General features: G+C 64.9%; 25 protein-coding genes. 15 read left to right on the top strand and 10 right to left on the bottom strand.

What is annotated here, in order from left to right; genetic code table 11:
- The first annotated feature begins 89 nt into the window (after window positions 1–89).
- From recA to QQS38_RS19095, 8 genes are all read left to right on the top strand, one after another.
- The gene (gene recA / locus QQS38_RS19130; RefSeq protein WP_479646916.1) at window positions 90–1,160 is read left to right on the top strand and encodes a recombinase RecA; all 1,071 of its coding nucleotides are present in this window, start codon (window positions 90–92) and stop codon (window positions 1,158–1,160) included.
- Window positions 1,161–1,389: 229 nt separating this feature from the next.
- On the top strand, window positions 1,390–1,851 hold the full coding sequence (gene recX, locus QQS38_RS19125; RefSeq protein WP_479646915.1) for a recombination regulator RecX: 462 nt from the start codon (window positions 1,390–1,392) through the stop codon (window positions 1,849–1,851).
- A 159-nt stretch (window positions 1,852–2,010) separates the two neighbouring features.
- Window positions 2,011–2,739, top strand: coding sequence for a DUF2889 domain-containing protein (locus tag QQS38_RS19120; protein ID WP_479646914.1), 729 nt, complete (start codon window positions 2,011–2,013; stop codon window positions 2,737–2,739).
- Window positions 2,736–3,902, top strand: coding sequence for an ADP-forming succinate--CoA ligase subunit beta (sucC, locus tag QQS38_RS19115; protein WP_479646913.1), 1,167 nt, complete (start codon window positions 2,736–2,738; stop codon window positions 3,900–3,902). Before QQS38_RS19120 ends, sucC begins: the two co-directional genes overlap by 4 nt.
- Window positions 3,903–4,003: 101 nt before the next feature.
- The gene (gene sucD, locus QQS38_RS19110; protein ID WP_325344062.1) at window positions 4,004–4,885 is read left to right on the top strand and encodes a succinate--CoA ligase subunit alpha; all 882 of its coding nucleotides are present in this window, start codon (window positions 4,004–4,006) and stop codon (window positions 4,883–4,885) included.
- 194 nt (window positions 4,886–5,079) lie between these two features.
- On the top strand, window positions 5,080–5,811 hold the full coding sequence (locus tag QQS38_RS19105; protein WP_479646936.1) for a TerC family protein: 732 nt from the start codon (window positions 5,080–5,082) through the stop codon (window positions 5,809–5,811).
- Window positions 5,812–5,961: 150 nt separating this feature from the next.
- Window positions 5,962–6,588 (top strand): pilin, encoded by a 627-nt coding sequence (locus QQS38_RS19100; RefSeq protein WP_479646912.1) that lies wholly within the window; start codon window positions 5,962–5,964, stop codon window positions 6,586–6,588.
- 81 nt (window positions 6,589–6,669) lie between these two features.
- Complete coding sequence (locus tag QQS38_RS19095) at window positions 6,670–8,457, top strand: PglL family O-oligosaccharyltransferase (protein WP_479646911.1); 1,788 nt, start codon at window positions 6,670–6,672, stop codon at window positions 8,455–8,457.
- Between the two features lie 26 nt (window positions 8,458–8,483).
- Here QQS38_RS19095 and moaC read toward each other — a convergent pair whose 3' ends face one another.
- From moaC to QQS38_RS19045, 10 genes are all read right to left on the bottom strand, one after another.
- Window positions 8,484–8,963 carry a cyclic pyranopterin monophosphate synthase MoaC gene (gene moaC / locus QQS38_RS19090; RefSeq protein WP_479646910.1) on the bottom strand — a complete coding sequence of 160 codons (480 nt, stop codon included), beginning with the start codon at window positions 8,961–8,963 and terminating at the stop codon, window positions 8,484–8,486.
- Between the two features lie 126 nt (window positions 8,964–9,089).
- Window positions 9,090–9,992, bottom strand: coding sequence for an amidohydrolase family protein (locus tag QQS38_RS19085; RefSeq protein WP_479646909.1), 903 nt, complete (start codon window positions 9,990–9,992; stop codon window positions 9,090–9,092).
- A gap of 127 nt (window positions 9,993–10,119) precedes the next feature.
- Window positions 10,120–11,412: an MFS transporter gene (locus QQS38_RS19080; RefSeq protein WP_479646908.1), complete on the bottom strand. Its 1,293-nt coding sequence runs from the start codon at window positions 11,410–11,412 to the stop codon at window positions 10,120–10,122.
- Window positions 11,413–11,499: 87 nt separating this feature from the next.
- Window positions 11,500–12,222, bottom strand: a complete 723-nt coding sequence (locus tag QQS38_RS19075; RefSeq protein WP_479646935.1) for a GntR family transcriptional regulator — start codon at window positions 12,220–12,222, stop codon at window positions 11,500–11,502.
- A gap of 229 nt (window positions 12,223–12,451) precedes the next feature.
- A complete protein-coding gene (locus QQS38_RS19070) occupies window positions 12,452–13,036 on the bottom strand; it encodes a DUF2946 family protein (RefSeq protein WP_479646907.1) in 585 nt (194 codons plus the stop codon).
- A complete protein-coding gene (locus QQS38_RS19065) occupies window positions 13,029–14,081 on the bottom strand; it encodes a YheT family hydrolase (protein ID WP_479646906.1) in 1,053 nt (350 codons plus the stop codon). The genes QQS38_RS19070 and QQS38_RS19065 overlap by 8 nt, the downstream gene beginning before the upstream one ends.
- A 60-nt stretch (window positions 14,082–14,141) precedes the next feature.
- Window positions 14,142–14,594, bottom strand: coding sequence for a nuclear transport factor 2 family protein (locus QQS38_RS19060; protein ID WP_479646905.1), 453 nt, complete (start codon window positions 14,592–14,594; stop codon window positions 14,142–14,144).
- A gap of 117 nt (window positions 14,595–14,711) precedes the next feature.
- On the bottom strand, window positions 14,712–15,746 hold the full coding sequence (waaF, locus tag QQS38_RS19055; protein ID WP_479646904.1) for a lipopolysaccharide heptosyltransferase II: 1,035 nt from the start codon (window positions 15,744–15,746) through the stop codon (window positions 14,712–14,714).
- Between the two features lie 198 nt (window positions 15,747–15,944).
- Window positions 15,945–16,139, bottom strand: coding sequence for a zinc-finger domain-containing protein (locus QQS38_RS19050; protein WP_479646903.1), 195 nt, complete (start codon window positions 16,137–16,139; stop codon window positions 15,945–15,947).
- Window positions 16,140–16,183: 44 nt separating this feature from the next.
- Complete coding sequence (locus tag QQS38_RS19045; protein WP_479646902.1) at window positions 16,184–17,107, bottom strand: branched-chain amino acid transaminase; 924 nt, start codon at window positions 17,105–17,107, stop codon at window positions 16,184–16,186.
- Window positions 17,108–17,286: 179 nt separating this feature from the next.
- Here QQS38_RS19045 and QQS38_RS19040 point away from each other — a divergent pair, with 179 nt between their 5' ends.
- From QQS38_RS19040 to purE, 7 genes are all read left to right on the top strand, one after another.
- A complete protein-coding gene (locus tag QQS38_RS19040; RefSeq protein ID WP_479646901.1) occupies window positions 17,287–18,057 on the top strand; it encodes an AzlC family ABC transporter permease in 771 nt (256 codons plus the stop codon).
- A 3-nt stretch (window positions 18,058–18,060) separates the two neighbouring features.
- Window positions 18,061–18,384 carry an AzlD domain-containing protein gene (locus QQS38_RS19035; protein ID WP_479646900.1) on the top strand — a complete coding sequence of 108 codons (324 nt, stop codon included), beginning with the start codon at window positions 18,061–18,063 and terminating at the stop codon, window positions 18,382–18,384.
- 186 nt (window positions 18,385–18,570) lie between these two features.
- A complete protein-coding gene (locus QQS38_RS19030; RefSeq protein ID WP_479646899.1) occupies window positions 18,571–19,764 on the top strand; it encodes a phosphoglycerate kinase in 1,194 nt (397 codons plus the stop codon).
- 332 nt (window positions 19,765–20,096) lie between these two features.
- Window positions 20,097–21,533: a pyruvate kinase gene (pyk, locus tag QQS38_RS19025; protein WP_479646934.1), complete on the top strand. Its 1,437-nt coding sequence runs from the start codon at window positions 20,097–20,099 to the stop codon at window positions 21,531–21,533.
- Between the two features lie 139 nt (window positions 21,534–21,672).
- Window positions 21,673–22,737: a class II fructose-bisphosphate aldolase gene (fba, locus tag QQS38_RS19020; protein WP_479646898.1), complete on the top strand. Its 1,065-nt coding sequence runs from the start codon at window positions 21,673–21,675 to the stop codon at window positions 22,735–22,737.
- 260 nt (window positions 22,738–22,997) lie between these two features.
- Window positions 22,998–23,888 (top strand): phosphoribosylaminoimidazolesuccinocarboxamide synthase, encoded by an 891-nt coding sequence (locus tag QQS38_RS19015; protein ID WP_479646897.1) that lies wholly within the window; start codon window positions 22,998–23,000, stop codon window positions 23,886–23,888.
- A 32-nt stretch (window positions 23,889–23,920) separates the two neighbouring features.
- Window positions 23,921–24,442 (top strand): 5-(carboxyamino)imidazole ribonucleotide mutase, encoded by a 522-nt coding sequence (gene purE / locus QQS38_RS19010; protein ID WP_479646896.1) that lies wholly within the window; start codon window positions 23,921–23,923, stop codon window positions 24,440–24,442.
- The last annotated feature ends 15 nt before the right edge of the window (window positions 24,443–24,457 follow it).

Here is a 24,457-nt window from a genome sequence, read left to right as displayed (position 1 = left end):
TCGCGAGCGCGCCACAAGCCTGTGGCGTCAGCCTATCTTCGCCGGCCCGCCCGCCTCAGACGCCCGCTCATCATAGCAAAGGACGATTCATGGAAGAAAGCAAGAAAGGCCCGGCTGGACTGACGGCTGAAAAGAGCAAGGCGCTTGCCGCGGCGCTCGCACAGATCGAAAAGCAGTTCGGCAAGGGGTCGGTCATGCGGCTCGGGGCCGGCGAAGTGGTCGAGGACATCCAAGTTGTGTCCACGGGCTCGCTCGGCCTGGACATCGCCCTGGGCGTCGGCGGCCTGCCGCGCGGGCGCGTGGTCGAAATCTACGGGCCGGAATCGTCGGGCAAGACCACGCTGACGCTGCAGGTCATCGCCGAAATGCAAAAGCTCGGCGGCACGGCGGCGTTTATCGACGCCGAACACGCGCTCGACATTCAATACGCGCAGAAGCTGGGCGTGAACGTCAATGATCTGCTCGTCTCTCAACCCGATACGGGCGAGCAGGCGCTCGAGATTGCGGATGCCCTGGTGCGCTCGGGCTCGATCGACATGATCGTCATCGATTCGGTCGCAGCGCTCGTGCCGAAGGCGGAAATCGAAGGGGAAATGGGCGATTCGCTGCCGGGCTTGCAAGCCCGCTTGATGTCGCAGGCGCTGCGCAAGCTCACCGGCACGATCAAGCGCACGAACTGCCTCGTCATCTTCATCAACCAAATCCGGATGAAGATCGGCGTCATGTTCGGCAATCCGGAAACGACGACGGGCGGCAATGCGCTGAAGTTCTACGCGTCGGTGCGGCTCGATATCCGCCGGATCGGCTCGATCAAGAAGAACGACGAAGTGATCGGCAACGAAACGCGCGTCAAGGTCGTCAAGAACAAGGTATCGCCGCCGTTCCGCGAAGCCATCTTCGACATCCTCTACGGCGAAGGTATTTCGCGCCAAGGCGAAATCATCGATCTTGGCGTGCAAGCGAAGATCGTCGACAAGGCCGGTGCTTGGTATAGCTACGGCGGCGAACGAATCGGCCAGGGCAAGGACAACGCGCGCGAATTCCTGCGCGAGAATCCCGATATCGCGCGCGAAATCGAAAACCGCATTCGCGAGTCGCTCGGCGTCAACGCGATGCCGGTGGGCAGCGGCGCTGTCGAAGTGGCCGACGAAGAAGAGTAAGCCGCGCGTGATGCGTAAAGGGCGTCCAGCGCCGGGCGGTCAGCGCGACGCGCGCCGCCCCGGCGTCCCGGGGCGGCACCGAACGGAATCCGCGCGTGTCGAAGCGCCTTGCACGGCGGATCCGGGCGCCGATCCACTCGATCCCTCGTCGAATTACCCAGCGCCTGATGCATCGTCTTGCGCCCCCGCGCCGGCCAACCGTCTGCGCCGGCCCACTCGCTCTCTGAAGATGAGAGCGATCGCGTATCTCTCCAGGCGTGAATATAGCCGCGCCGAACTGACTCGCAAGCTGACGCCGTTCATCGAAGAAGACGATGCGCAAGCCGGCGCATTGGGTCCGCTGCTCGATTCGCTCGAGCGCGAAGGCTGGCTCTCCGATGCGCGTTTCGCCGAAAGCGTGATGAATCGGCGTTCCTCCCGCATGGGCGCAAGCCGCATCGTCAATGAACTGCGCCAGCACGGGCTCGATCATGCTCTCGTCGAATCCGTCGGCTCGAAACTGCGCGACACCGAGCGCGCTCGCGCGCTGGCGGTATGGCGCAAGAAATTCGGCGAACCGCCGCAATCGCCGGCCGATCGCGCCAAGCAGGCGCGCTTTCTCGCCATGCGCGGGTTTTCGCACGCCACCATTTCGCAGGTCCTCAAGGGTGACGACGATTGGGTCGACCCAAGCGACGGGAGCGGCGAATAGCGCACCCTCGCGAGCCCGGCCGCACGCCTTACCCGCATCGCGCAGTCTGCCGGTGTCACCGGTCGCCACCGCCGGGGCCCCTAGGAAATGGGACGCCGGTGTCTCGAATACTCAGTATGGTAAAATCGGTCGGTTTTCCTCTGCAGCCGTTCCCCTCGCATGCCGCTTTCTCCGCCCGTTTCCCGCCAGTTGCGCCATCGTCGCGCAATCCGAGCGGAAGCCTACGAGCGTGACGACGGCCTGTGGGACCTCGAGGCGTGTCTGACCGATCACAAGCCGCGCGACGTCGCATTAGCGCCCGGTGTCCGGCCCAAAGGCCTACCGATCCATGAACTCTGGCTCCGCATCACCATCGACCGCAAGCTCACCATCGTCGACGCGCAAGCCTCGTCGGAATGGGTGCCATATCCCGGTCACTGCGAAGCTGCCAATCCCGCCTACCGCGCCCTCATCGGTCTCAACCTCCTCCAAGATTTCCGCCGCCACGCACGGCGCTTGCTCGCCGGAACGGCAGGCTGCACGCATCTCACCGAACTGTGCTCCGTCCTGCCCACGGCCGCGATTCAAGCGTTCGCCGGTGACGTCTGGAGCACGCGCGACAGCGCGACGGACACGTTCGATAGCGAGCCTGCAGGCGAAGTTTCTCACCGCGAGCCGCCGTTCCAGCTCGACCGTTGCCATGCGCTGCGCTTCGACGGCGAAGCGGTGCGGCGCTTTTATCCGCGCTGGTACGGTCACGTACCGCGCAGCTTGGTGCAGGGCCGATCGGCCGGCGAGGCGCCGGTGCGCATGAGCGCGGCGGCGCCCGGGGCGATCGGCCCAGCGGCGCTCGGCGAAAAAGATCACGAAGTTCAATCCAACTCTCAGACTGAAGGGAATCACGCATGAAGATTCACGAGTACCAGGGTAAGGAAATCCTGCGGAAATTCGGCGTCGCGGTACCGCGCGGCAAGCCGGTGTTTTCGGTGGACGACGCGGTCAAGGCCGCTGAAGAGCTCGGCGGCCCGGTCTGGGTTGTCAAGGCGCAAATTCACGCCGGCGGTCGCGGCAAGGGCGGCGGCGTGAAGGTGGCCAAGTCGCTCGAGCAAGTTCGCGAGTACGCGAACCAGATCCTCGGCATGCAGCTCGTCACGCACCAAACCGGTCCGGAAGGCCAGAAGGTGAACCGCCTGCTGATCGAAGAAGGCGCGGACATCAAGAAGGAACTCTACGTCGGTCTCGTGATCGATCGCGTTTCGCAAAAGGTCGTCGTGATGGCGTCCAGCGAAGGCGGGATGGACATCGAAGAAGTCGCCGCGAAGACGCCGGAAGCGATCCACAAGGTAGCCGTCGATCCCTCGAAGGGGCTGCTCGATTCGGAAGCGGACGATCTCGCACGGAAGATCGGCGTGCCCGACCCTTCGATCCCGCAAGCGCGCGCCATCCTGCAAGGCCTGTACAAAGCCACGTGGGAAACGGATGCGTCGCTCGCTGAAATCAACCCCCTGATCCTGACGGGCGACGGCAAGGTCATCGCGCTCGACGCCAAGTTCAACTTCGATTCGAACGCGCTGTTCCGTCATCCGGAAATCGTCGCCTACCGCGATCTGGACGAAGAAGATCCGGCCGAAGTCGAAGCGTCGAAGTTCGATCTCGCCTACATCTCGCTCGACGGCAACATCGGCTGCCTCGTGAACGGCGCGGGCCTGGCCATGGCCACGATGGACACGATCAAGTTGTTCGGCGGCGAGCCGGCGAACTTCCTCGATGTCGGCGGCGGTGCGACGACCGAGAAGGTCACCGAAGCGTTCAAGCTGATGTTGAAGAACCCGGGCCTGAAGGCGATTCTCGTGAACATCTTCGGCGGCATCATGCGCTGCGATGTGATCGCAGAGGGCGTGATCGCCGGCTCGAAAGCCGTGAATCTGAACGTTCCGCTCGTCGTGCGCATGAAGGGCACAAACGAAGACCTGGGCAAGAAAATGCTCGCCGAATCCGGCCTGCCGATCATTTCGGCGGACAGCATGGAAGAGGCAGCCCAGAAGGTCGTCGCGGCTGCCGCGGGCAAATAAGGCGCTTCGCATCAAGGATACGCATGGCGGCGCGAGCGCGCCCCGCAGCGTGCGATCGCACGCAGGGGCGCGACGCGGCGCCGAACGAACAGAGGTCATACATGTCGATTCTGATCAACAAAGACACGAAGGTCATCACGCAGGGCATCACCGGTAAGACCGGCCAGTTCCATACGCGCGCTTGCCGCGAGTACGCGAACGGCCGGGAGGCATTCGTTGCGGGCGTGAACCCGAAGAAGGCCGGCGAAGATTTCGAAGGCATTCCGATCTACGCGAGCGTCAAGGAAGCGAAGGCCGAAACGGGCGCGACCGTCTCGGTGATCTACGTGCCGCCGGCAGGCGCCGCAGCCGCCATTTGGGAAGCGGTCGAAGCCGATCTCGACTTGGCGATCTGCATCACCGAAGGCATCCCCGTTCGCGACATGATCGAAGTGCGCGATCGCATGCGCCGCGAGAACCGCAAGACGCTGTTGCTCGGGCCGAACTGCCCCGGCACGATCACGCCGGACGAACTGAAGATCGGCATCATGCCGGGCCACATCCACCGCAAGGGCCGCATCGGCGTCGTGTCGCGTTCGGGCACGTTGACGTATGAAGCCGTGGCGCAATTGACGGCGCTCGGCCTCGGCCAATCGTCGGCGGTCGGCATCGGCGGCGATCCGATCAACGGTCTGAAGCACATCGACGTCATGAAGATGTTCAACGACGATCCCGATACGGACGCCGTCATCATGATCGGTGAGATCGGCGGCCCGGACGAGGCCAATGCCGCTTACTGGATCAAGGACAACATGAAGAAGCCCGTCGTCGGCTTCATCGCCGGTGTGACGGCGCCTCCGGGCAAGCGCATGGGCCATGCCGGCGCGCTGATCTCGGGCGGGGCCGATACGGCCGATGCGAAGCTCGAAATCATGGAAGCCTGCGGCATCAAAGTGACGAAGAATCCGTCGGAGATGGGGCGTCTGCTGAAGTCGATCCTGTAACTGCGGTGCTCGCACCGGCGGCAATGCAGCGCCGGCGCGAGCCGTGAGTCTTTTTGGTATCCTTGCGAAATTCTTTCGTAAGGCTGCCGACAGGTTAGAAGAAACGAGGGAGAGAAGTCGTGCTCCCTCGTTTTTTTATCGGCGCAGCTTGCGCCTTTTCCCCTGGAATGGCGATTGCCCTCATGCTCGACGCTATGCTCGAATTCTTCTCGACGCTCCATTGGGGCGCAGTGTTGCAGATCGTCGTCATCGATATCTTGCTCGGCGGCGATAACGCCGTCGTGATCGCGCTCGCGTGCCGCAATCTGCCCGATGCGCAGCGCATGCGGGGCGTGCTGTGGGGCACGGCCGGCGCTATCGTGCTGCGCGTCATCCTGATCGTGTTCGCGGTCGCGCTGCTCGACGTCCCGTTCCTGAAGTTCGCCGGCGGTCTGTTGCTGCTGTGGATCGGCGTGCGCTTGATGGCGCCAAGTCACGACGCGCATGAAAGCATCAAACCGGCCGACAAGCTCGTCTCCGCCATCAAGACCATCATCATTGCCGATGCGGTGATGAGTCTCGATAACGTGATCGCCATCGCGGGCGCGGCCGAGTCGGCCGATCCCGAGCATCGCATCGCGCTGGTGGTATTCGGCCTCATCGTCAGCATTCCCCTGATCGTCTGGGGCAGCACCCTCGTGCTGCGCATGCTCGATCGCTTTCCCGTCATCGTCACGTTCGGCGCTGCGTTGCTCGGCTGGATCGCGGGCGGGCTCATCATCAACGATCCGGCGGGCGATCGCTGGCCGCTGCTCGACACGCCCACGGCCGAATACGGGGCGCACATTGCCGGGGCGCTCTTCGTCGTGCTACTCGGCTATTGGCTCAAGCGCCGCGCGCAGCGCCGCGAGGCGGCCGGGCGCTCGCGGCCGCACCACTCGCGCTGACGCGCGCGAGCGCGTGCGCGCACGGCGAGCCGGTTCTCCGTGCGCACCTAGCCATCCGGCCGACTGCCCCGCCGCGTGCCGTGGGAATACGCTTCGCACCTGTTGCCCGCTCCTTCGTTGGCGGGCCGCCGCAGAGGAGCGTACCCGTCGATGTCTGCCGTCGTTGTTTCTTTCGCCCGTCAGCTAGCGTCTTGCGCTACCCCACGCGTTCCATCGCATCGATCGACGCACGAGCGGTCGTTCGCGGCCGATTCGCGAGCCGATAAGCTCGGCTTCACGCTGATCGAGTTGATGATCGTGCTCGCGATCGTCGGGATCGTCGCCGCTTACGCGGTGCCGGCGTATCAGGATTATCTGGGTCGCAGCCGGGTGGGGGAGGGTCTCGCACTGGCCTCGGGCGCGCGGCTTGCGGTGGCCGAGAATGCCGCGGGTGGTAATGCATTCGCCAGCGGTTACGTGGCGCCGCCCGCCACACGCAACGTCGAGTCGATCGACATCGATGACGACACCGGGGAAATCACGATCCGCTACACGCCGCGCGTGGCGCCGGCCGGCAGTGAAGCGCTCGTGCTCGTGCCGTCGTTGCCCGATGCCTCGGATCCGCCCACCTCTAGGGTCGGGCTCGCCTCCGGTGCGATGCAGGGCGGCACGCTTACGTGGGAATGCTTTGCGTCGGGCAAGTCGTCCTCGACGTTGCCCGCGCCGGGCGAGGGCCCTACGCCGCTCACCGCTGCGACGCTGCCCGCCAAGCTCGCGCCGCCGGAATGTCGCGCTTAAATACGCGCGAGCGATAAATGGGCGCGGACACTGAAAGAAAATTTTTGTATAGTGCGCCGGTTGCCGACGGTCCCTATCCTCATGACCTCTCCATTTGCACGCTATCTATCGTTCACGTCTTTGGCCTTTGCGTTGTTGCTGCCCTATGCGGTCACCAGCCATACGTACCCGATCCCGACCTTCTATGCCGAGTACACGGCGCTGGCGCTGTACCTACTCGTCGGCGCCTCGGTCTTGCTACTGACGGTGTCTGAGGGCAGGCATGCGCCGTACGCGTTGCCCACCGTCGCGCTCGTGCCGCTTGCATTCGGCGGCTTGCTCGTTCTGCAGACGGCGGTGCTGCCCCTCGCGCAGCCTTCCATGGCGTGGCTCGGTGCGGGCTTTCTCTTGGCGGGCGTCATGGCCACGCAGGCCGGCTATGGGTTCGCGCGCGCAGGCGATGCCGGCTGTGCGCTTCGCTGGGCGGCAGCCGCGCTGATCGTCGGCGGACTGTTTGCAGTGTTCTGCCAACTGGTGCAGTTATTCCACGCGGAAGCGCGATTCTCGCCCTTTGTCGTCGCTTACAACGTAACGGCCGACCGGCGCCCCTTCGGCAACATGGCGCAGGCCAATCATCTCGCGACGGTGATGGCCTTTGCCCTCGCGGGAGCGATGTATTTGGTACAGACTCGCCGCCTCAACGTGGCGGTCTGGGCGCTCGTATCGTCCGTTTGCGTGCTCGGGCAGGCGTTGACGGTCTCGCGCGGGCCTTGGCTGCAAACCGCCGTCATCGTGGTTGCCGGTTTTTGGATGGCGCTCGTCCTGCCGCGACGTGACGGGGCGCAACGGCGAAGCTTGCGGGCATGGATGATTCCGGTGGCGCTCATCGTCTTGTTTTGCGCGGTGAATATCGGCGTGCGTTGGGCGAACGCGCGCTTCGGCCTTGGCTTGGATGTGTCTGCCGCCCATCGCTTTCAGGACAAAGGCCAATTCGTCTTGCGCCTGGCGATGTGGAAATACGGATGGACGATGTTTACCCAGCATCCCTTGCTGGGTGTGGGCTGGGGCGAGTTTCCGCGCTACGAGTTCGAACTCGTGAAGCGTCTGGGCGATGTCGAAATCGCGAACAACTCGCACGACATCGTGATCGATTTGCTTGCAAAAACCGGCATTGCGGGCATCGCCATCGTTTTATTGGGGCTGCTCGCGTGGCTTTGGCGCGTGTTGCGCGCTCCGCATACGCCCGAACGCGTGTTCGGTTTGGCGTTGATCGGCGCGCTGCTCATGCACGCGCTGGTCGAGTATCCGCAGCAGTACATGTTTTTCCTGCTGCCGGCCATGTTCGTGTTCGGCATCTTGGAGACGAAACCGCTTTCGTTCGTGCCGCCTCGCCTCGCGATCGGATGGCAACTGCTGCTCGTCGTCGGTGGGCTCGCCGCATTGCACCCGATTTACCGTGACTATTCGCGCGCGGAAGTGTTGTACTACGGCGCGCATCCGGCCGATGAATACCGGGCTGCGCCGTCGAAACTATTCGGCGCATGGGGCGAGTACGGCATGGCGACGCTGCTGCCGATCGACGGCAACGACTTGCCCGCAAAGCTGGCGATGCATGAGAAAGCGCTCGCGCTTTTGCCCGGTGAGACCGTGCTGCGGCGCTATGCGGTATTGCAGGCGCTGGACGGTAAACAGGACCAGGCATTCGATACGGTGGAGCGGCTGAAGATTTTTGCCGGTGTGCTGCATGACTGGCCGGCGCAGCTATCGGCGCTCTACGATTTGTGCGAGGACGAGCCGAAGCTCGCAGGCTTCAAGGCCGAACTGTTGAAGCGTTACGGGCCTGCGCCGAAGGCGCCGGCCTCCGAGGACGACAGCGATAGCGATGAATGAGCCGTCGCGGCGGGTGTGCGAATGCATTAACCCTGCGCGACCCAATCCCCCGATTTCCCGCCGTGTTTTTCCATCACCTTCACGTCGGTGATGGTCATCCCCCGATCCACCGCCTTGCACATGTCGTACACGGTCAATAAACCTACCTGCACGGCCGTGAGCGCTTCCATCTCCACGCCCGTGCGTCCGAGCGTTTCAACCTGTGCTGTGCAATGCACGCCCGGCAACGCCTCATCGAGCGCGAAATCGACGGCAACGCGCGTGAGCGCGAGCGGGTGGCACAGCGGGATCAAATCGGCCGTGCGCTTCGCCCCTTGGATCGCGGCGATGCGCGCGATGCCGATGACGTCGCCCTTCTTGGCGTTCCCGTCGCGAATGAGCGCGAAGGTCTCCGGCTTCATTAGAATCGAGCCGCGCGCCACGGCGATACGCTTCGTTTCGTCTTTGCCGCCGACGTCGACCATATGGGCTTGGCCCGCGGCGTCGAAATGGGTCAATTCAGGCATTTCATGCTCCTTCGAACGGCGCCTATCTTAGCAGTCGTCGAGAGAGCGGATGACGCGCGGCCGAGCCACCGCCGATATGCCGACCAACCGCCGCCGATCCGCGGTTCGCCGGGGGCGGTCACCGCTTCACGCAAACCCGAACAGCTTGGCCGGCGTGTCGACCAGCACGGCGCGCCGCGCGCGCTCGGTCGGCAACAGCTTCGACATCAGGGCGTACACGGCATCGTAACTTTCCACTTGCTCGAATTGCGTATGCGGCCAATCGCTACCCCATATCAGCCGATCGAAACCGAACGCGTTTTCGAGTAGCGGCATGGCGGCTAGCGCGGTCGCCGCGCCATTTGCATCGGGGCCGGCCTTCGCGACCGCGTTGCGGTACGCGCCCGACACCTTGACCCACACGCGCCTCGTCGCGCCGAGTGTGAGCAGATAACGGAAACCTGGATCGTCGACGCCGAGCGTCGGCTTCGGCCGCCCGAAGTGATCGACGACGACGTCGATCGGCGCCCCGCGACGGTCGAGCAACGGTCCGACGACGTGCGGCAATCGCTGCGCCTCGCAATGCACTTCGATCTGCCAGCCGAGTGAAGCGATCTTCTCGAGCGTCGCCTGCCAAGCGGCGCTCGTATAGTCGGGGTCGGGCAGACTGAACAGATTGAGCCGAATCCCGACGACGCCGGCACGAGCAAGCGCATCCAACTGGCCGGGCTCTGCCGCCACGGCCGCGGGATCGATGACGGCGATACCGCGCAAGCGCTGCGGCGCCTGTGCGATCGATTGCGTGAGATAGCGGTTGTCGGTGCCCAGGAAGCTCGGCTGGATCAGCACGCCGTGCGATACGTCGTGGGCATCGAGTTGCGCGAGGTAGCGCGAGAGCGGCGCATCGTAGGCCGGCGCGTAGCGGCGCCGCTGCGCGAGCGGCAGGTCGTGGGAAAACACGTGCGCATGCGTGTCGATCGCCGTGATCTTGCCTGCGCCCCCACGTTTGGGCGTATCCGCGCAGGCGCCCAGCGCGGTCGTCGTCAACATGGCCAATAGTCCTCGATTGAAAGTTCGGCGCGTCAGCTTACCGTTCGCCATTCGGTCGTCTCCAGTCATGTTCCGTTACAAGCGAGACGCCGGCATGCGGCGTCCCTGCGAGCATGCCCTCGGGCATTCATCGGCGCGCGGGCGCGACGCCGGGGGAGCTTGTGTGCGCGTCGGCGTCCGGCAACGCGTCCGCCAGCGCGCGGCCGCGTGTTTCGGGCAGCATCAGGACGGCGAAGACCACGATGGCGTAAGCGATCGCCGCGTCGACGCCGATGGCGAAACCGAGCGTCGTGGTTTTCGCCAAGTGGCCCACCATGACGGGAAAGGCGGCGGACACGACGCGTCCGAAGTTGTAGCAAAAGCCGACGCCGGTACCACGCATGCCGCGCGGGTACAACTCGTTGAAGAGCGCACCCATGCTGGCCGGGATGCCGGCGGCGAAGAATCCGAGCGGGAAGCCGACCACGAGCATTGCTCCATTGGTCAACGGCACGAACAGATAGACGAGAACGGTGGCGACGCACGCAATCGAAAACAGCAAGATGGTGCCGCGGCGGCCGATCCGGTCGAGCAGGTGCGAACTTGCGATGCAGCCGCAAAAGAACGCGAAGATGATCACGGCGAGATAGCCGCCCGTGCCGAGAACGGACAGATGACGCTCGGTTTTGAGGTAGGTGGGCAGCCACGTCATGAGGGCGTAGTAGCCGCCGTGCGCCCCGACTCCGAGTAGTGCGCCGATGAGCGTCATCCGCAAGACGCGCGGGGAAAAGATATCGAAAAACGGGATGCCGGGCGCACCGCTTCGCACGGCGCGGCGGCGTTCTGCGGGGGCCGCCGGTTCGGGCACGCCACGACGCACGTAGATGACGAGCAGGGCAGGCAAGAGCCCGAGCGCGAACATGGCGCGCCATGCCATTGCGCCGGGGAACAGCGAGAACATGGCGGTATAGAGCAGGACGGCAGCGGCCCAGCCTACCGCCCACGCGCTCTGAACCGTCCCCATCGCTTTGCCGCGATGCGCGGGGCGGATCGACTCGGCCATCAGCACGGCTCCGGCGGCCCATTCGCCGCCGAAGCCGAGCCCCTGCAGCGTCTTGAGCACGAGGAACTGCGTGAAGTCTTGCGAGAAAGCGCAGGCGAACGTGAAGACGGAAAAGAAGGCCACGGTGAGTTGCAGCGTGCGCACGCGGCCGATGCGATCGGCCAGGGCGCCCGCGATCCAGCCGCCGAGCGCGGAGGCGACGAGCGTCGCGCCGCTCACGAGGCCGGCTTCGGTTTTGCCGATGGCCCATTCGGCGATGATCGCGGGAATGACGAGGCTGAACATCTGCACGTCGAGGGCGTCGAGGGCCCAACCGCCGAAGCACGCCCAGAATGTGCGGCGCTCGGTGGGGGAAATGTCTTTGAACCAGCTGAACATCGTGTGTCTCCTGATAGCGCTCGCGTGCGCTTTATCGTGCTGCCGCGGGCTTATTGCGGTGCGACGCGTTGCAGTCGGGCGGCGTCGTCACCGAATCTCGACTTGATAAATGAACTCGCTTGCAGGCCCGCGTGAGCGCCGCCATTCGAGCGGCCGGCGGTCGTACCCGTAGGCGAGCCGTTCGATCACGACGACGGGGGTACCCGGATCGATCCGCAGCAATCGTCCATACATCGCGTCGACGGTTTCGACGGTGAGCGTCTCGCTCGCCGACGCGATGACTTGGTTGCACTCGGCTTCGTAGACGGGATAAAGCAGATCGCCGATCTCATCGGCGGGAAGCGTCGCGAACGAGACGAAACGCTCGTAAGGCAACCAGATTTCCTCCGCGAGAATCGGGTGCTCGTCGATCAGACGCAGCCGCGACATGTGGATCACGCGCGCATCGGCGTCGATCTGCAGCGCCGTGCTGACGGCCGAGGGCGCCGCCACCACCTCGCGCATCAAGATCCGGCTCGTCGGAATGCGGCGTTCGCCTCGGCGGTTCTGAAAGCGGAAGAAGCGGAACAGCGAGCCGTCGAAGCTGGCGCGGCGCACGAACGTCCCGCGTCCCTGGAAGCGCTCGAGCATCCCTTCGGCGACGAGTTGGTCGACCGCCTTGCGCACGGTGCCGACCGCGACGCCGTGGCTGCGTGCGAGTTCCTGCTCCGTCGGAATGGCTTCGCCGGGGCGCCACCGGTGCTGGCCTATTTGAGCGGCGAGTTCGTCGCGCAGACGTTGATAACGAGGGAGGCGTTCGTCGGCTTGCATGGTGGCGTTCTTCGAATAGAGGCGAATATGTTTGGTCAACTAGTCATCCATATGTTTATATGAAGCGCACTCGAGAACAATCCGGGAAGACCCTCGGGGCATCAATCAGGCGAAATGCGCAGGACAGGGCAGCTCTCGACTACGGTCCCAAGCAAACCAAGCGGAAACGCCTCGAGCAGAGCCCGTCCGCCGCACTTCTCAGGGGTTCCGAGCGCCGCAATGCCGACCTTCAGCGCTCGGTTTCGCCCGCCGTTGCCGGGCTCGCCACGAAGCCGAAGCGCGCCGGCAACTCGGCGCGGCGAACGGGTTCGATGGCAAGCCGCCTATCGGGCCGCCATTCGAATGTGCCGGACAGGCCGTCGGCATCGAGCGTCGCCAACTGCGCGAACAAGTCCAGATCGTGATCGTGCAGCAGCGCGACGCGCGCCGGCTGCGATTCATCGGCGAACAGGACGCTGCCTTCGTCGTCGATGAGGACGGCCCCCGGCTCGAACGGCGCGCCCGTCTGGTCGGTCAGCGTGGGCGCGTCCGGCGAGGGCGCCGCGAGCCGCACGACCCAAGGCGTATAGGCCAACTCGATGAACACGCGTTGCGGTCCGTTCTGAAAGAACCATCGGCCAACCTCGTCGCATTCGTAATTGCGTTCGATGAAGCCTCGCAGCGCCGCATGGCGAATGGGTGTGCCCAGTTCCCCCCGCGCCTGTGCGCCCTCGTCGCGCATGCGCCATTCGCCCCGCCGATCGAGCAGCAGCCAGCCCGTGCAATGCGGCACGTTGGGCCACTTGGCGAGCGCGGCTTTGACGATGTCATCCATTACGCGTGTACGGTTCGAGAAAGGAGAAGATGCGCCGCGGCAGCCAATCGATGCGGCCCGGAAACGGCCCGGTCATGAAGCCGACGTGTCCGCCCGCCTCGGGCTGGTCGAGCACGATAGCGGCCGAGACTTCGGCGCGCGTAGGCAGCGCGGCGCTCGGCAGGAACGGATCGTTGCGCGCGTTGAGCACGAGCGTGGGCACGACGACCTCGGGCAAGAGTGGGCGCGTCGTCGCGCGCGTCCAGTAGTCTTGCGCGTCGCGAAAGCCGTGCAATGGGGCGGTAACTGCATTGTCATACTCGTACATGGTCCGGCTCGCCAGCATGGCGTCGCGGTCGAACAGCCCCGGGTACTGCTCCAGCTTTTGCAGCCCCTTGCGTTTGAGCGTCTTCAGGAAACTCAACGTATAAACGAGCGCGAACCCTTGCGACAGCGCGCGGCCGCCCGCGTGGACGTCGAGCGGCGTAGAAATGGCCGCTGCCGCCGCGACGAACGAGGCGTCCGCGCCGCGCTCGCCGAGCCAGCGCAGCAAGACATTGCCGCCCAGCGAGACGCCGGCTACGACGATGGGCCCCGGGTGCGACGCGTGCAGCCGGCGCAGCACCCAGTCCACCTCCGCACTGTCCGCAAGGTGATAAAACCGAGGAGCTAAATTGATCTGGCCGCTGCAGCTACGAAAATGCGGCACGACCCCGTGCCACCCGAGCGCTTGTGCAGACGCCATCAATACGCGTGCATAGTGCGAATCGGAGTTGCCTTCGAGCCCATGAAACAGGACGAACAACGGAGCGTCGGGCGCTGGCGCCGCGGCCGAGCCCGGCGGGTAGGCGATCCAATCCAAGTCGATGAAGTCATGATCGGGCGTGTCCCATCGCTCGCGTCGATAGTCGACGTTCGGACGGCGCGCGAACAGGGCGGGGATGATCGTTTGAGCGTGGCTGGAGGGCAGCCATCGGGGAGGGCTGTAGATGAGTTCGACGAGCCTGCCTGCGGCTGCGTGTTCGTTAGTTGATGACGCAGCCGGTTTGTCATGTGCCGTGCTCATGACCATCCCCAAAAACAGGTCCGCAGCCGGCCCGCCACATGGGGGCGCTCGCCGGGGACCTCAGTGCAATGCCCCTTGTCCGTGTCGAATCTTGGCGGCGAACTCGCTGGCCGTTTCCTCCGGCATCGGGCTCGCGTGAATATGTGCGATCCGCCATTCGCCGCGCTCATGAACCATCACGTACGTTGCATAGACCATCCGCGGCGGCGCGAGCGGTTCTTGGAACCGATGCGCTTCCGCGACCGTATAGACGACCGTGCCGAGGCTGTCGTACACGCGCACGTCGAGCGGATCGATCGCCGTCGGCAGCGTGTGGGCGTCGGCCAGCGCGGCGAGGCCAGCGCGGATCTGATCCACGCCATGCCAGTGCGCTCCGCCCGCGTTGACGTAACTCGCGAACTCCTCGTCGATCCAGAGGGCCATCAGCGTGTCCACGTTGCCGTCGGCGACGGTCTGGTAGAACGCGTTGAGCGTGTCGGCTGCAGCTTCGAATAAGCGGGCAAAACGTGGCATGGCTCTGGGCTCGTGGGTAGCGCGCGCACAATCGCGCCGGGCTTCGTTGATCGTTCAGGCTCGGCGAGCGGCGTCCACAGGACAATGAACGCACAAAGGCGCGCGGCCTTCCGTGCGTCAGCGCTCGCCAAGCAGCATGGCGCGCAGATCGGCGAACACTTGCTCCGGCGACAACTCGCGCAAGCAGCGCAAATGGCCGAGCGGACACTCGCGCGCAAAGCACGGGCTGCACTCGAGATGCAGCCATTGTACCTTCGCAAAGTCCGATAACGGCGGTGTGTGGCGCGGATCGCTCGACCCGTAAATCGCCACGAGCGGCCGGCGCAGCGCCGCGGCGACGTGCATGAGGCCCGAGTCGTTGCTGACCACCGCGCCCGAGCGCGCAATCAACGCGCAGGCTTCGCCGAGCGCCGTCTGCCCGCACAAGTTGCGCACGTTCGGTGCTTGTTCGGCGATCGCTTGCGCGAGCGGGGCATCCTTGTTCGAGCCGAGTGCGACGATCTGTGTGTAGGGGAACGACTGGCCCACCATACGCGCGAGCGCGGCGAAATGCTCGGCCGGCCAGCGCTTGGCGCTGCCGTACTCCGCGCCGGGGCAGAACACGAGAAGCGGCACCCGCGTATCGAGGTGAAAGCGCGCCGAGACCCGCACCGACTCGTTCGGATCGGCTTCGAGACGCGGCATCGGCAACCGCGCGCCCAGGTCGGGCACGTTCGCGCCGGGAGCGTAGGCGAGCGCGGCGTAGTGCTGCGCCATCGGCCCGCGTCGTTCCTTGCTCGGATTGGCGTGGCGCACGTTCAGCAGCCCGATGCGCCCTTCGCCCGTGTAGCCGATGCGCAGGCGAATGCCGGCAAGCCACGGGATCAAGGCCGATTTCAGCGAATTGGGCAGAACGTACGCGGCGTCGTAGCCGTGCTCGCGCAAATCGCTCGCGAGCTGCCAGCGCTTGAACAACTGCAGCTTGCCGTGCGCGAGATCGGTGGCGTGTACCGTCCCGATTTCAGGCATGCGCTCGAGCACGGAGGCGACCCAAGTGGGCGCGACCGCGTCGATGACGAGGCGAGGGTGAAGTTGCTTGAGCAGCGAGAACAGCGGCTGCGCCATCAATGCGTCACCGATCCAATTCGGTGCGATAACCAACGCGCGACGCATCAGTGTGTGTCCGAAAGAAGGCTAGCGCGGCGCGCGATAGGCGCCGCATTCGGCGATGAGGTGGCGGGCGTCGCCCGGCGGTGCGCGGCTCGCCGCCCGATGGCGGCGGCAAGCCGCGAACCGCTAAGCGCCGTCACGCGTAGCGCCGGCTTTGCTCGGGCGCTACGCGCCGGGCGGCGCGGCGGGGGACGCGGCGAATCAGTGGTGCTTGGCGACTTCGCCGTCGCGCAGCTTGTAGCGCGTGCCGCAATAGGGGCAACGCGCCTCGCCGTGCGTGACGTCGATGAACACGCGCGGATGCGTGCTCCAGCGCGGCATCGACGGGTTCGGGCAATAGGCGGGCAAATCTTTGGCCGACAGCTCGACCAACGGCATTTCCTTCGTTTCGCTCATGAGACGATTCTCGTTATAGGCGGTATGGCGCGTGGCGTTCGGATTCAAATCTTCGTGAGCCAGTGCGTGTACTTCGGATTCTTTCCGGCGATGACATCGAAGAACGCCGACTGCAGCTTTTCGGTGATGGGGCCGCGCGAGCCGGCGCCGATCGTGCGGTTGTCGAGCTCGCGGATCGGCGTGACTTCGGCCGCCGTGCCCGTGAAGAACGCTTCGTCGGCCGTATAGACTTCGTCGCGCGTGATGCGCTTTTCGATCACTTCGATGCCGGCGTCGCGCGCGAGCGTGATCACCGTGTCGCGCGTGATGCCGTCCAGGCACGAGGCCAGATCGGGTGTGTAGAGCTTGCCGTTGTTGACGAGGAAGAAGTTTTCGCCCGAGCCTTCCGAGACATAGCCGTCGACGTCGAGCAGCAGCGCCTCGTCGTAGCCGTCGGCCGTGGCTTCCTGGTTGGCCAAGATCGAATTCACGTACCAGCCGGACGCTTTGGCACGCACCATCGAGACGTTCACGTGATGGCGCGTGAAGGAGGAAGTCTTCACGCGAATGCCGCGGGTCATGCCTTCTTCGCCGAGATAGGCGCCCCACGGCCAGGCGGCGATCGCCACGTGGATCGTGTTGCCGCGCGCCGAGACGCCGAGCTTTTCCGAGCCGACCCAGACGATCGGGCGCAGATAGGCCGTCTCGAGCTTGTTTTCGCGCACGACTTCGCATTGCGCGGCGGCGAGCGTCTCGTGATCGAACGGCACGTTCATCTGGAAAATCTTCGCCGAATTCAATAGGCGCTTGGTGTGCTCTTTCAGGCGGAAGATGGCGCTCGCGCCGTCCACCATCTTGTAAGCGCGCACGCCTTCGAATACGCCCATGCCGTAATGCAGCGTATGCGTGAGGACGTGGATCTTGGCGTCGCGCCAGTCGATCAGCTTGCCGTCCATCCAGATCTTGCCGTCACGATCGGCCATTGACATACGTATCTCCTAGCGTTGCGGTGGGGCTAGCCCGTCGAGTTCGCCATTTTAGCGTCTTTTGCCACAGTTCCAATCACGCGCTCGCTGGTTTGGGTCGATCGGCCTCTATAATCGGACACCTTCCAATTCGAATCATGAGCGGCGGGGTGCGTAAGACGCGCTGCCGCCGCGCGCCGCCCATGCTCTCTCGCCTCAGCCCCGCCGATCGCGCCGCCTTCAAGAGCGGCGTGCGCGACTATTCGCCGACGCTGATGGCGATGTTCTCGTGGGGGCTCGTGACCGGCGTAGCCATGAGCAAATCGGTCTTGACCGTGCCGCAGGCACTCGGCATGTCGCTCTTCGTCTACGCGGGCTCCTCGCAGCTCGCGATCCTGCCGCTGTTGGCGGCCAAGCTGCCGCTTTGGACCGTCTTGCTCACCGCCGCGATGGTCAATACGCGCTTCGTCATCTTCAGCGCGGGGCTGGCGCCGCACTTCTCGTATCTACCCTTCTGGCGGCGGCTCCTGCTCGGCTATTTCAACGGCGACGTGGTCTACCTGCTGTTTCTGAAGAAATCGTTCGCCAACGGTTACGTGCCGGGCAAGGAAGCGTATTTCTGGGGGATGTCGGTGGTGAGTTGGGTGTTCTGGCAAGCGTCGTCGATCGCCGGCATCCTGCTCGCGAGCGCCGTGCCCGACAATTGGGGGCTCGAACTGGCGGGCACGCTCGCGCTCGTGCCGCTCATCGTCAGCGCTGTCATGAACCGTTCGACGCTGGCCGCCGTGGCCATGGCCGGCGTGGTCGCGCTCGTGGCGATCGATTTGCCCTACCGGCTGGCGCTGCCGCTGGCCGTCTGCGCGGCCATCGCGTCGGGCAGCATCGCCGATTTGCTGGCCGAGCGCGCCGATTTTCGCCGCATCCGCGCGGCGCGCCCAGGGCGGCGCAGCGCCGGGTTCGGCAAGGAGCGTTGAGCGATGTCGGCTACGCAGATCTGGCTCGCGATCCTCGGCATGACGCTCGTCACGGCCGCGACGCGCGCGTTCTTTCTGCTCGGCGGCGAGCGCGCCGTGCTACCCGAGCGCGTGCAACGGGCGTTGCGCTATGCCCCCGCGGCGGCGCTCGTCGCCGTCGTGCTGCCCGATGTGCTGCAAACCCCGCAAGGCCTGTCGGTCGCGCTCTCGAATCATGCGCTGTACGGCACGCTGGCCGGGTTGGCATGGTTCCTGTGGCGACGCAGTATGCTGGGCACCATCGTGGTCGGCATGCTCGCCTATACGGCGCTGCGTTTTTGGGCCTAGCAGGCCCCGCCGGATTCACACAAATACGACATACCTTCCCCGAATACGCGACATTCGTCCGCGTATCGGCTAGGGCGGCGGGGCGATCGGCTAAAATGCACGTCTGTCGCCGTGCCGTGAGCCGGGTCGCCCCCCGTTCGCCGCGCGCGCCGCCGCCCGCCAATCAACCTGCATGCGTACATTCCCATGAGCCAAGTATTGCGTCTCTCCGATCTGATCGCAAAGGGCTTGCTGTCCGGCAAGCGCGTCTTCATCCGCGCCGATCTCAACGTGCCGCAGGACGAGCACGGCAATATCACCGAAGACACGCGCATCCGCGCGTCCGTGCCGGCTATCGAAGCCGCGCTCGGCGCCGGGGCGGCGGTGATGGTCACCTCCCACCTCGGGCGTCCGACCGAAGGGGAACTCAAGCCTGAGGATTCGCTCGCGCCCGTGGCGGCGCGGCTCGGCAAGTTGCTCGGCCGCGAGGTGCCGCTCGTCGCCAACTGGGTCGAGAACGGCGTGAAGGTCGCCCCGGGCCAGGTCGTCTTGCTCGAAAACTGTCGCGTCAACAAGGGCGAGAAGAAGAACAGCGACGAGCTCGCGCAGAAAATGGCGCAACTATGCGATGTCTACGTGAATGACGCGTTCGGTACGGCGCACCGCGCCGAAGCCACGACGCACGGCATCGCCAAGTACGCGCCGATCGCCTGCGCCGGCCCGCTGCTCGCGGCCGAACTCGAGGCGCTCGGCAAGGCGCTCGGCAATCCGAAGCGCCCTCTCGTCGCGATCGTCGCGGGCTCCAAAGTCTCGACCAAGCTGACGATCCTGAAATCGCTCGCCGAAAAGGTCGATCAGCTCATCGTCGGCGGCGGCATCGCCAATACGTTCATGCTCGCGGCCGGTCTGAACATCGGCAAGTCGCTCGCCGAGCCCGATCTCGTGAACGAAGCGAAAGCCATTATCGAAGGCGCCCGCGCACGCGGCGCGTCGGTGCCGATCCCCTCGGACGTCGTGGTCGCCAAGGAGTTCTCGGCCGCCGCGGCCGCCGTGACCAAGCCCGTGGCGGAGATCGAAGCCGACGACATGATTCTCGACATCGGTCCGCAAACGGCGCAAGCGCTGGCCTCGCAGCTCGCCAGCGCAGGCACGATCGTCTGGAACGGCCCGGTCGGCGTGTTCGAGTTCGATCAGTTCGGCAACGGCACCAAGACGCTCGCCGAGGCGATCGCGCATTCGTCGGCGTTCTCGATCGCCGGTGGCGGCGATACGCTCGCGGCGATCGCCAAATACGGCATTCACGATCAGGTCAGCTATATTTCCACCGGTGGAGGCGCGTTCCTGGAATTCCTCGAGGGCAAGAAGCTGCCCGCCGTCGAAGTGCTCGAATCGCGGGCCTGACCGTGGGCGCGCGCGCTCCGAAGTCCGCCAAGCGCCCGGCGCGCCGCCCCGCGGCCGCCGAAGCCGCGTCTTGGGCGCAGGCCGGTGCGGCCGGCCCCGTGGTGCTCGGCGAGCCGACGCCGCCCGCCGAACCCACGCCCGCGGCGGCGCCGACCGGCACGGCAGCGGAAGTCCTCGCCATGTCGGACCCGGCCATTCTGAACAAAATCGATAAAGCGACGCCGGCACGATCCGGCGCGCAACCCAGCACGAGCGCTTTGCCCCAGCCCCAGGCGCCCGACGCATCGTCTCGCAGCCCGTTTACCAGCGACACCACTCAGACGAGGAGATACATGCATCGCGCCACCAAGATTGTCGCCACGATCGGACCGGCATCGAGTTCGCCCGACGTTCTTTTGCAGATGATGCAAGCGGGCCTGGACGTGGTACGCCTGAACTTTTCGCACGGCACGGCCGACGATCACCGCAAGCGCGCCGAATACGTGCGCGAGGCGGCGCGCCAGACGGGGCGCGAGGTCGCCATCATGGCCGATCTGCAAGGCCCGAAGATCCGCGTGGGCAAGTTCGAGAAGGGCAAGACGATGCTGGAGCCGGGGCAGCCGTTCGTCCTCGATGCGAACTGCGAACTCGGCAACGACGAGCGCGTCGGCCTCGATTATCGCGACCTGCCGCGCGACTTGCGGCCGGGCGATGTGCTGCTGCTCAATGACGGGCTCATCGTGTTGACGGTATCGCGCGTCGTCGGCGAAGAAATTCACACGGTCGTCAAAGTGGGCGGCGAGCTGTCGAACAACAAAGGCATCAACCGCCAAGGCGGCGGGCTGACGGCGCCTGCGCTGACGGCCAAGGACATGGAAGACATTCGCACGGCGATGTCGATCGGCGTCGATTACATCGCCGTGTCGTTCCCGAAGAACGCGACCGACATGGAAATGGCGCGTCAACTCGCGAACATCGCCGGCGTGCCGTATGGCAACAAGCCCAAGATGATCGCGAAGATCGAGCGCGCCGAGGCCATTCCGGCGCTGCAAGGCATCTTGGATGCCTCCGACGGCATCATGGTCGCGCGCGGCGACCTGGCAGTGGAAGTGGGCAACGCCGCGGTGCCCGCGCTGCAAAAGCGCATGATCCGCATGGCGCGCGAATCGAACAAGCTCGTCATCACGGCCACGCAAATGATGGAGTCGATGATCCACGCGCCGGTGCCGACGCGCGCCGAAGTGTCGGACGTCGCGAACGCCGTGCTCGACGGCACGGACGCCGTGATGCTCTCGGCCGAGACGGCCGCGGGCAAGTACCCCGTGCAAACGATCGAGGCGATGGCGGCGATCTGTATCGAAGCCGAAAAGTCCGAGCACGTCGAACTCGACAAGGACTTCCTCGACCGCACCTTCACGCGCATCGACCAATCGATCGCCATGGGCGCCTTGTTCACGGCCTATCACCTTGGCGCGAAGGCGATCGTGGCGCTGACCGAATCGGGCGCGACGGCCCTGTGGCTCTCGCGCCACTGGTCGCACGTGCCGATCTTCGCGCTCACCTCTCGCGTGGCCAGCGAGCGGGGCATGGCGCTGTACCGCAACGTCACGCCGCTCGCGGTCGAGCCCAATAGCGATCGGGATCAAGCGCTGAAGCAGGCGGTCGAGGTGGTCGTGTCCAAGGGCTTCGCCTCGCACGGCGACATGGTCGTGCTGACGGTCGGCGAGCCGATGGGCCAAGCGGGCGGCACCAATACGCTGAAGATCGTGCGCGTGGGCGACCCGTATTGATGGCTGTCGGCGCGGCGGGCGTTGCCCGGCGCGCCGCGCGGTTCGTAGTGCGGGCGGGGCCTGCGCTTCGCGATAAAATCGCGCATTCGCACAAAAAAGTGCCGACCGAGCACCCAGATTTCAATCCAAGGAGTACAGCATGCCTCTCGTATCAATGCGTCAACTGCTGGATCATGCCGCCGAGCACGGCTACGGCCTGCCGGCATTCAACGTGAACAACCTCGAGCAAGTGCAAGCGATCATGGCCGCGGCCGATCAAGTGGGCGCCCCGGTCATCATGCAAGCGTCGGCAGGCGCCCGCAAATACGCGGGCGAGGCGTTTTTGCGCCACTTGATCGAGGCGGCGATCGAGTCGTATCCGCATATTCCGGTCGTGATGCACCAGGATCACGGTCAATCCCCGGCCGTGTGCATGGCCGCGATCCGCAGCGGCTTCACGAGCGTGATGATGGACGGCTCGCTGCAGGCCGACGGCAAGAGCGTCGCGTCGTACGAATACAACGTCGACGTTTCGCGCAAGGTCGTGGAAATGGCGCATTCGATCGGCGTGACGGTGGAGGCGGAGCTAGGCGTGCTGGGCTCGCTCGAAACGATGAAGGGCGACAAGGAAGACGGCCATGGCGCCGAAGGCACGATGACGCGCGAGCAGCTCTTGACGGACGTCGAGCAGGCGGCTGACTTCGTGAAGCAGACGCAATGCGACGCCCTCGCGATCGCGATCGGCACCTCGCACGGCGCTTACAAGTTCACGAAGAAGCCGACGGGTGACATCCTCGCGATCGACCGCATCAAGGAAATCCACGCGCGCATCCCGAACACGCACCTCGTGATGCACGGCTCGTCGTCGGTGCCGCAGGAATTGCTGGCCGAGATCCGCGAGTTCGGCGGCGACATGAAGGAGACCTACGGCGTGCCGGTCGAGGAAATCCAAGAGGGGATCAAGCACGGCGTGCGCAAGATCAACATCGACACCGATCTGCGCCTGGCGATCACGGGCGCGATCCGCCGCTATCTGTTCGAGAATCCGAGCAAGTTCGATCCGCGCGATTACCTGAAGCCGGCGCGCGAAGCGGCCAAGAAGATTTGCGTCGACCGCTACCTCGCATTCGGTTGCGAAGGGCAGGCAGGCAAGATCAAGCCGCTCGCGCTCGACAAGATGGCGGAGAAGTACAAGGCGGGCGAGCTGGCGCAAGTGGTGCGCTGACGTTAGGCCCCGCTGCCGCGCCGCGACCTGTACGCGCTCGTTGCGTGCTTCGAGCGCGCTCGGGCCGGGTGCGGCTGGTGTGAGCGATCGCCGTTCCCGGTTCAATCGATGGGAACGGCGTTTGCCTTTTGTTGTTTTGCGGTGTTGGTTGTTTCGCAGTGTGTGGTTGGCGGTCGTTCTCGGCCGCTTGCACGCATGACGCTTGCCGGCGTTTTTCGTTTCATTCGTTCATCATATTTTTTGGCTGACGGCTCACGACGATGTCTACCCTTTACGAATCTTCGCTCCATTCGCTGCCGCTGCTCGGCCGCGGCAAGGTCCGCGACAACTACGCGGTCGGCAACGACAAGCTGCTGATCGTCACGACCGATCGTTTGTCGGCGTTCGACGTCATCATGGGTGAGCCGATTCCGCGCAAGGGCGAGGTGCTGAACCAGATGGCCAATTTCTGGTTCGAGCGGTTGCAGCACATCGTGCCGAACCACATGACGGGCATCGCACCCGAGTCGGTCGTCGCAGCCGATGAAGTCGAGCAAGTGAAGGGACGAGCGGTGGTCGTCAAGCGGCTCGAGCCGATCCTCGTCGAGGCCGTCGTGCGCGGCTACCTCGCCGGCAGCGGCTGGAAGGATTACCAAGCGACGGGCGCCGTGTGCGGCGTTGCGCTGCCGCCCGGGCTGCAAAATGCGCAGAAGCTGCCCGAGCCGATTTTCACGCCGGCGGCGAAGGCCGAAATGGGACAGCACGACGAGAACATCACGTTCGAGGATTGCGAACGGCGCATCGGCACCGAGCTCGCGGCGACCATCCGCGACATCTCGATCAAGCTGTATCGGGAAGCGTCCGAATATGCGGCTACGCGCGGCATCATCATCGCCGACACGAAGTTCGAATTCGGTCTGGACAACCACGGCGAGCTGTTCCTGATGGACGAGGCGTTGACGGCGGATTCATCGCGTTTCTGGCCGGCCGATCAATACCAAGTCGGCACGAACCCGCCGTCGTTCGACAAGCAGTTCGTGCGCGACTGGCTCGAAGCGCAGAACTGGGGTAAAACGCCCCCGGCGCCGAAGCTGCCCGAGGATGTGATCGCCAAGACGAGCGAGAAGTATCAGGAAGCGCTCGAGCGGTTGACGGGTTGCAAGCTCGCGTGAGCGAGCGCTCGCTTCGAAAGGAAAACCGCACGATGAGCGAAGTTGCACAAGCGGCCCACACGCATAGCGCGCCGGTAATCGGCGTATTGATGGGATCGAGTTCCGATTGGGACGTCATGAAGCATGCCGTGGCGATCTTGCAAGATTTCGGCGTGCCCTACGAGGCGAAGGTCGTCTCGGCGCACCGTATGCCGGACGAAATGTTCGGGTATGCGCAAACGGCGCGCGAGCGCGGGTTGCGTGCGATCATCGCCGGCGCCGGGGGCGCGGCGCACCTGCCTGGGATGCTCGCCGCGAAGACCACGCTGCCGGTGCTGGGCGTGCCCGTCGCCAGCAAGTATCTGAAGGGCGTCGACTCGTTGCATTCGATCGTGCAGATGCCCAAGGGCGTTCCCGTCGCGACCTTTGCGATCGGCGAGGCCGGTGCGGCGAACGCGGCGCTGTTCGCCGTGGCGATCTTGGCGGGTACGTCGGCCGAGTACGCCGAGCGGCTCGCGGCGTTTCGCGTCAAGCAAAACGAGGCGGCCCACGCAATGGTGCTGCCTTCGCTGTAAAAGCGGTGGCCTGCC

This window comes from Trinickia sp. Z7 (assembly GCF_056498045.1).
The sequence above is the reverse complement of the archived record's forward strand: the minus strand, read 5'-3'. Positions and strand labels throughout refer to the sequence as shown.

Excerpts from the sequence above, each read along its gene's own strand:
- recA (WP_479646916.1), top strand. The coding sequence starts at position 90 with ATGGAAGAAAGCAAGAAAGGCCCGGCTGGACTGACGGCTGAAAAGAGC.
- recX (WP_479646915.1), top strand. The coding sequence starts at position 1,390 with ATGAGAGCGATCGCGTATCTCTCCAGGCGTGAATATAGCCGCGCCGAA.
- QQS38_RS19120 (WP_479646914.1), top strand. The coding sequence starts at position 2,011 with ATGCCGCTTTCTCCGCCCGTTTCCCGCCAGTTGCGCCATCGTCGCGCA.
- sucC (WP_479646913.1), top strand. The coding sequence starts at position 2,736 with ATGAAGATTCACGAGTACCAGGGTAAGGAAATCCTGCGGAAATTCGGC.
- sucD (WP_325344062.1), top strand. The coding sequence starts at position 4,004 with ATGTCGATTCTGATCAACAAAGACACGAAGGTCATCACGCAGGGCATC.
- QQS38_RS19105 (WP_479646936.1), top strand. The coding sequence starts at position 5,080 with ATGCTCGAATTCTTCTCGACGCTCCATTGGGGCGCAGTGTTGCAGATC.
- QQS38_RS19100 (WP_479646912.1), top strand. The coding sequence starts at position 5,962 with ATGTCTGCCGTCGTTGTTTCTTTCGCCCGTCAGCTAGCGTCTTGCGCT.
- QQS38_RS19095 (WP_479646911.1), top strand. The coding sequence starts at position 6,670 with ATGACCTCTCCATTTGCACGCTATCTATCGTTCACGTCTTTGGCCTTT.
- moaC (WP_479646910.1), bottom strand. The coding sequence starts at position 8,963 with ATGCCTGAATTGACCCATTTCGACGCCGCGGGCCAAGCCCATATGGTC.
- QQS38_RS19085 (WP_479646909.1), bottom strand. The coding sequence starts at position 9,992 with ATGTTGACGACGACCGCGCTGGGCGCCTGCGCGGATACGCCCAAACGT.
- QQS38_RS19080 (WP_479646908.1), bottom strand. The coding sequence starts at position 11,412 with ATGTTCAGCTGGTTCAAAGACATTTCCCCCACCGAGCGCCGCACATTC.
- QQS38_RS19075 (WP_479646935.1), bottom strand. The coding sequence starts at position 12,222 with ATGCAAGCCGACGAACGCCTCCCTCGTTATCAACGTCTGCGCGACGAA.
- QQS38_RS19070 (WP_479646907.1), bottom strand. The coding sequence starts at position 13,036 with ATGGATGACATCGTCAAAGCCGCGCTCGCCAAGTGGCCCAACGTGCCG.
- QQS38_RS19065 (WP_479646906.1), bottom strand. The coding sequence starts at position 14,081 with ATGAGCACGGCACATGACAAACCGGCTGCGTCATCAACTAACGAACAC.
- QQS38_RS19060 (WP_479646905.1), bottom strand. The coding sequence starts at position 14,594 with ATGCCACGTTTTGCCCGCTTATTCGAAGCTGCAGCCGACACGCTCAAC.
- waaF (WP_479646904.1), bottom strand. The coding sequence starts at position 15,746 with ATGCGTCGCGCGTTGGTTATCGCACCGAATTGGATCGGTGACGCATTG.
- QQS38_RS19050 (WP_479646903.1), bottom strand. The coding sequence starts at position 16,139 with ATGAGCGAAACGAAGGAAATGCCGTTGGTCGAGCTGTCGGCCAAAGAT.
- QQS38_RS19045 (WP_479646902.1), bottom strand. The coding sequence starts at position 17,107 with ATGTCAATGGCCGATCGTGACGGCAAGATCTGGATGGACGGCAAGCTG.
- QQS38_RS19040 (WP_479646901.1), top strand. The coding sequence starts at position 17,287 with ATGCTCTCTCGCCTCAGCCCCGCCGATCGCGCCGCCTTCAAGAGCGGC.
- QQS38_RS19035 (WP_479646900.1), top strand. The coding sequence starts at position 18,061 with ATGTCGGCTACGCAGATCTGGCTCGCGATCCTCGGCATGACGCTCGTC.
- QQS38_RS19030 (WP_479646899.1), top strand. The coding sequence starts at position 18,571 with ATGAGCCAAGTATTGCGTCTCTCCGATCTGATCGCAAAGGGCTTGCTG.
- pyk (WP_479646934.1), top strand. The coding sequence starts at position 20,097 with ATGCATCGCGCCACCAAGATTGTCGCCACGATCGGACCGGCATCGAGT.
- fba (WP_479646898.1), top strand. The coding sequence starts at position 21,673 with ATGCCTCTCGTATCAATGCGTCAACTGCTGGATCATGCCGCCGAGCAC.
- QQS38_RS19015 (WP_479646897.1), top strand. The coding sequence starts at position 22,998 with ATGTCTACCCTTTACGAATCTTCGCTCCATTCGCTGCCGCTGCTCGGC.
- purE (WP_479646896.1), top strand. The coding sequence starts at position 23,921 with ATGAGCGAAGTTGCACAAGCGGCCCACACGCATAGCGCGCCGGTAATC.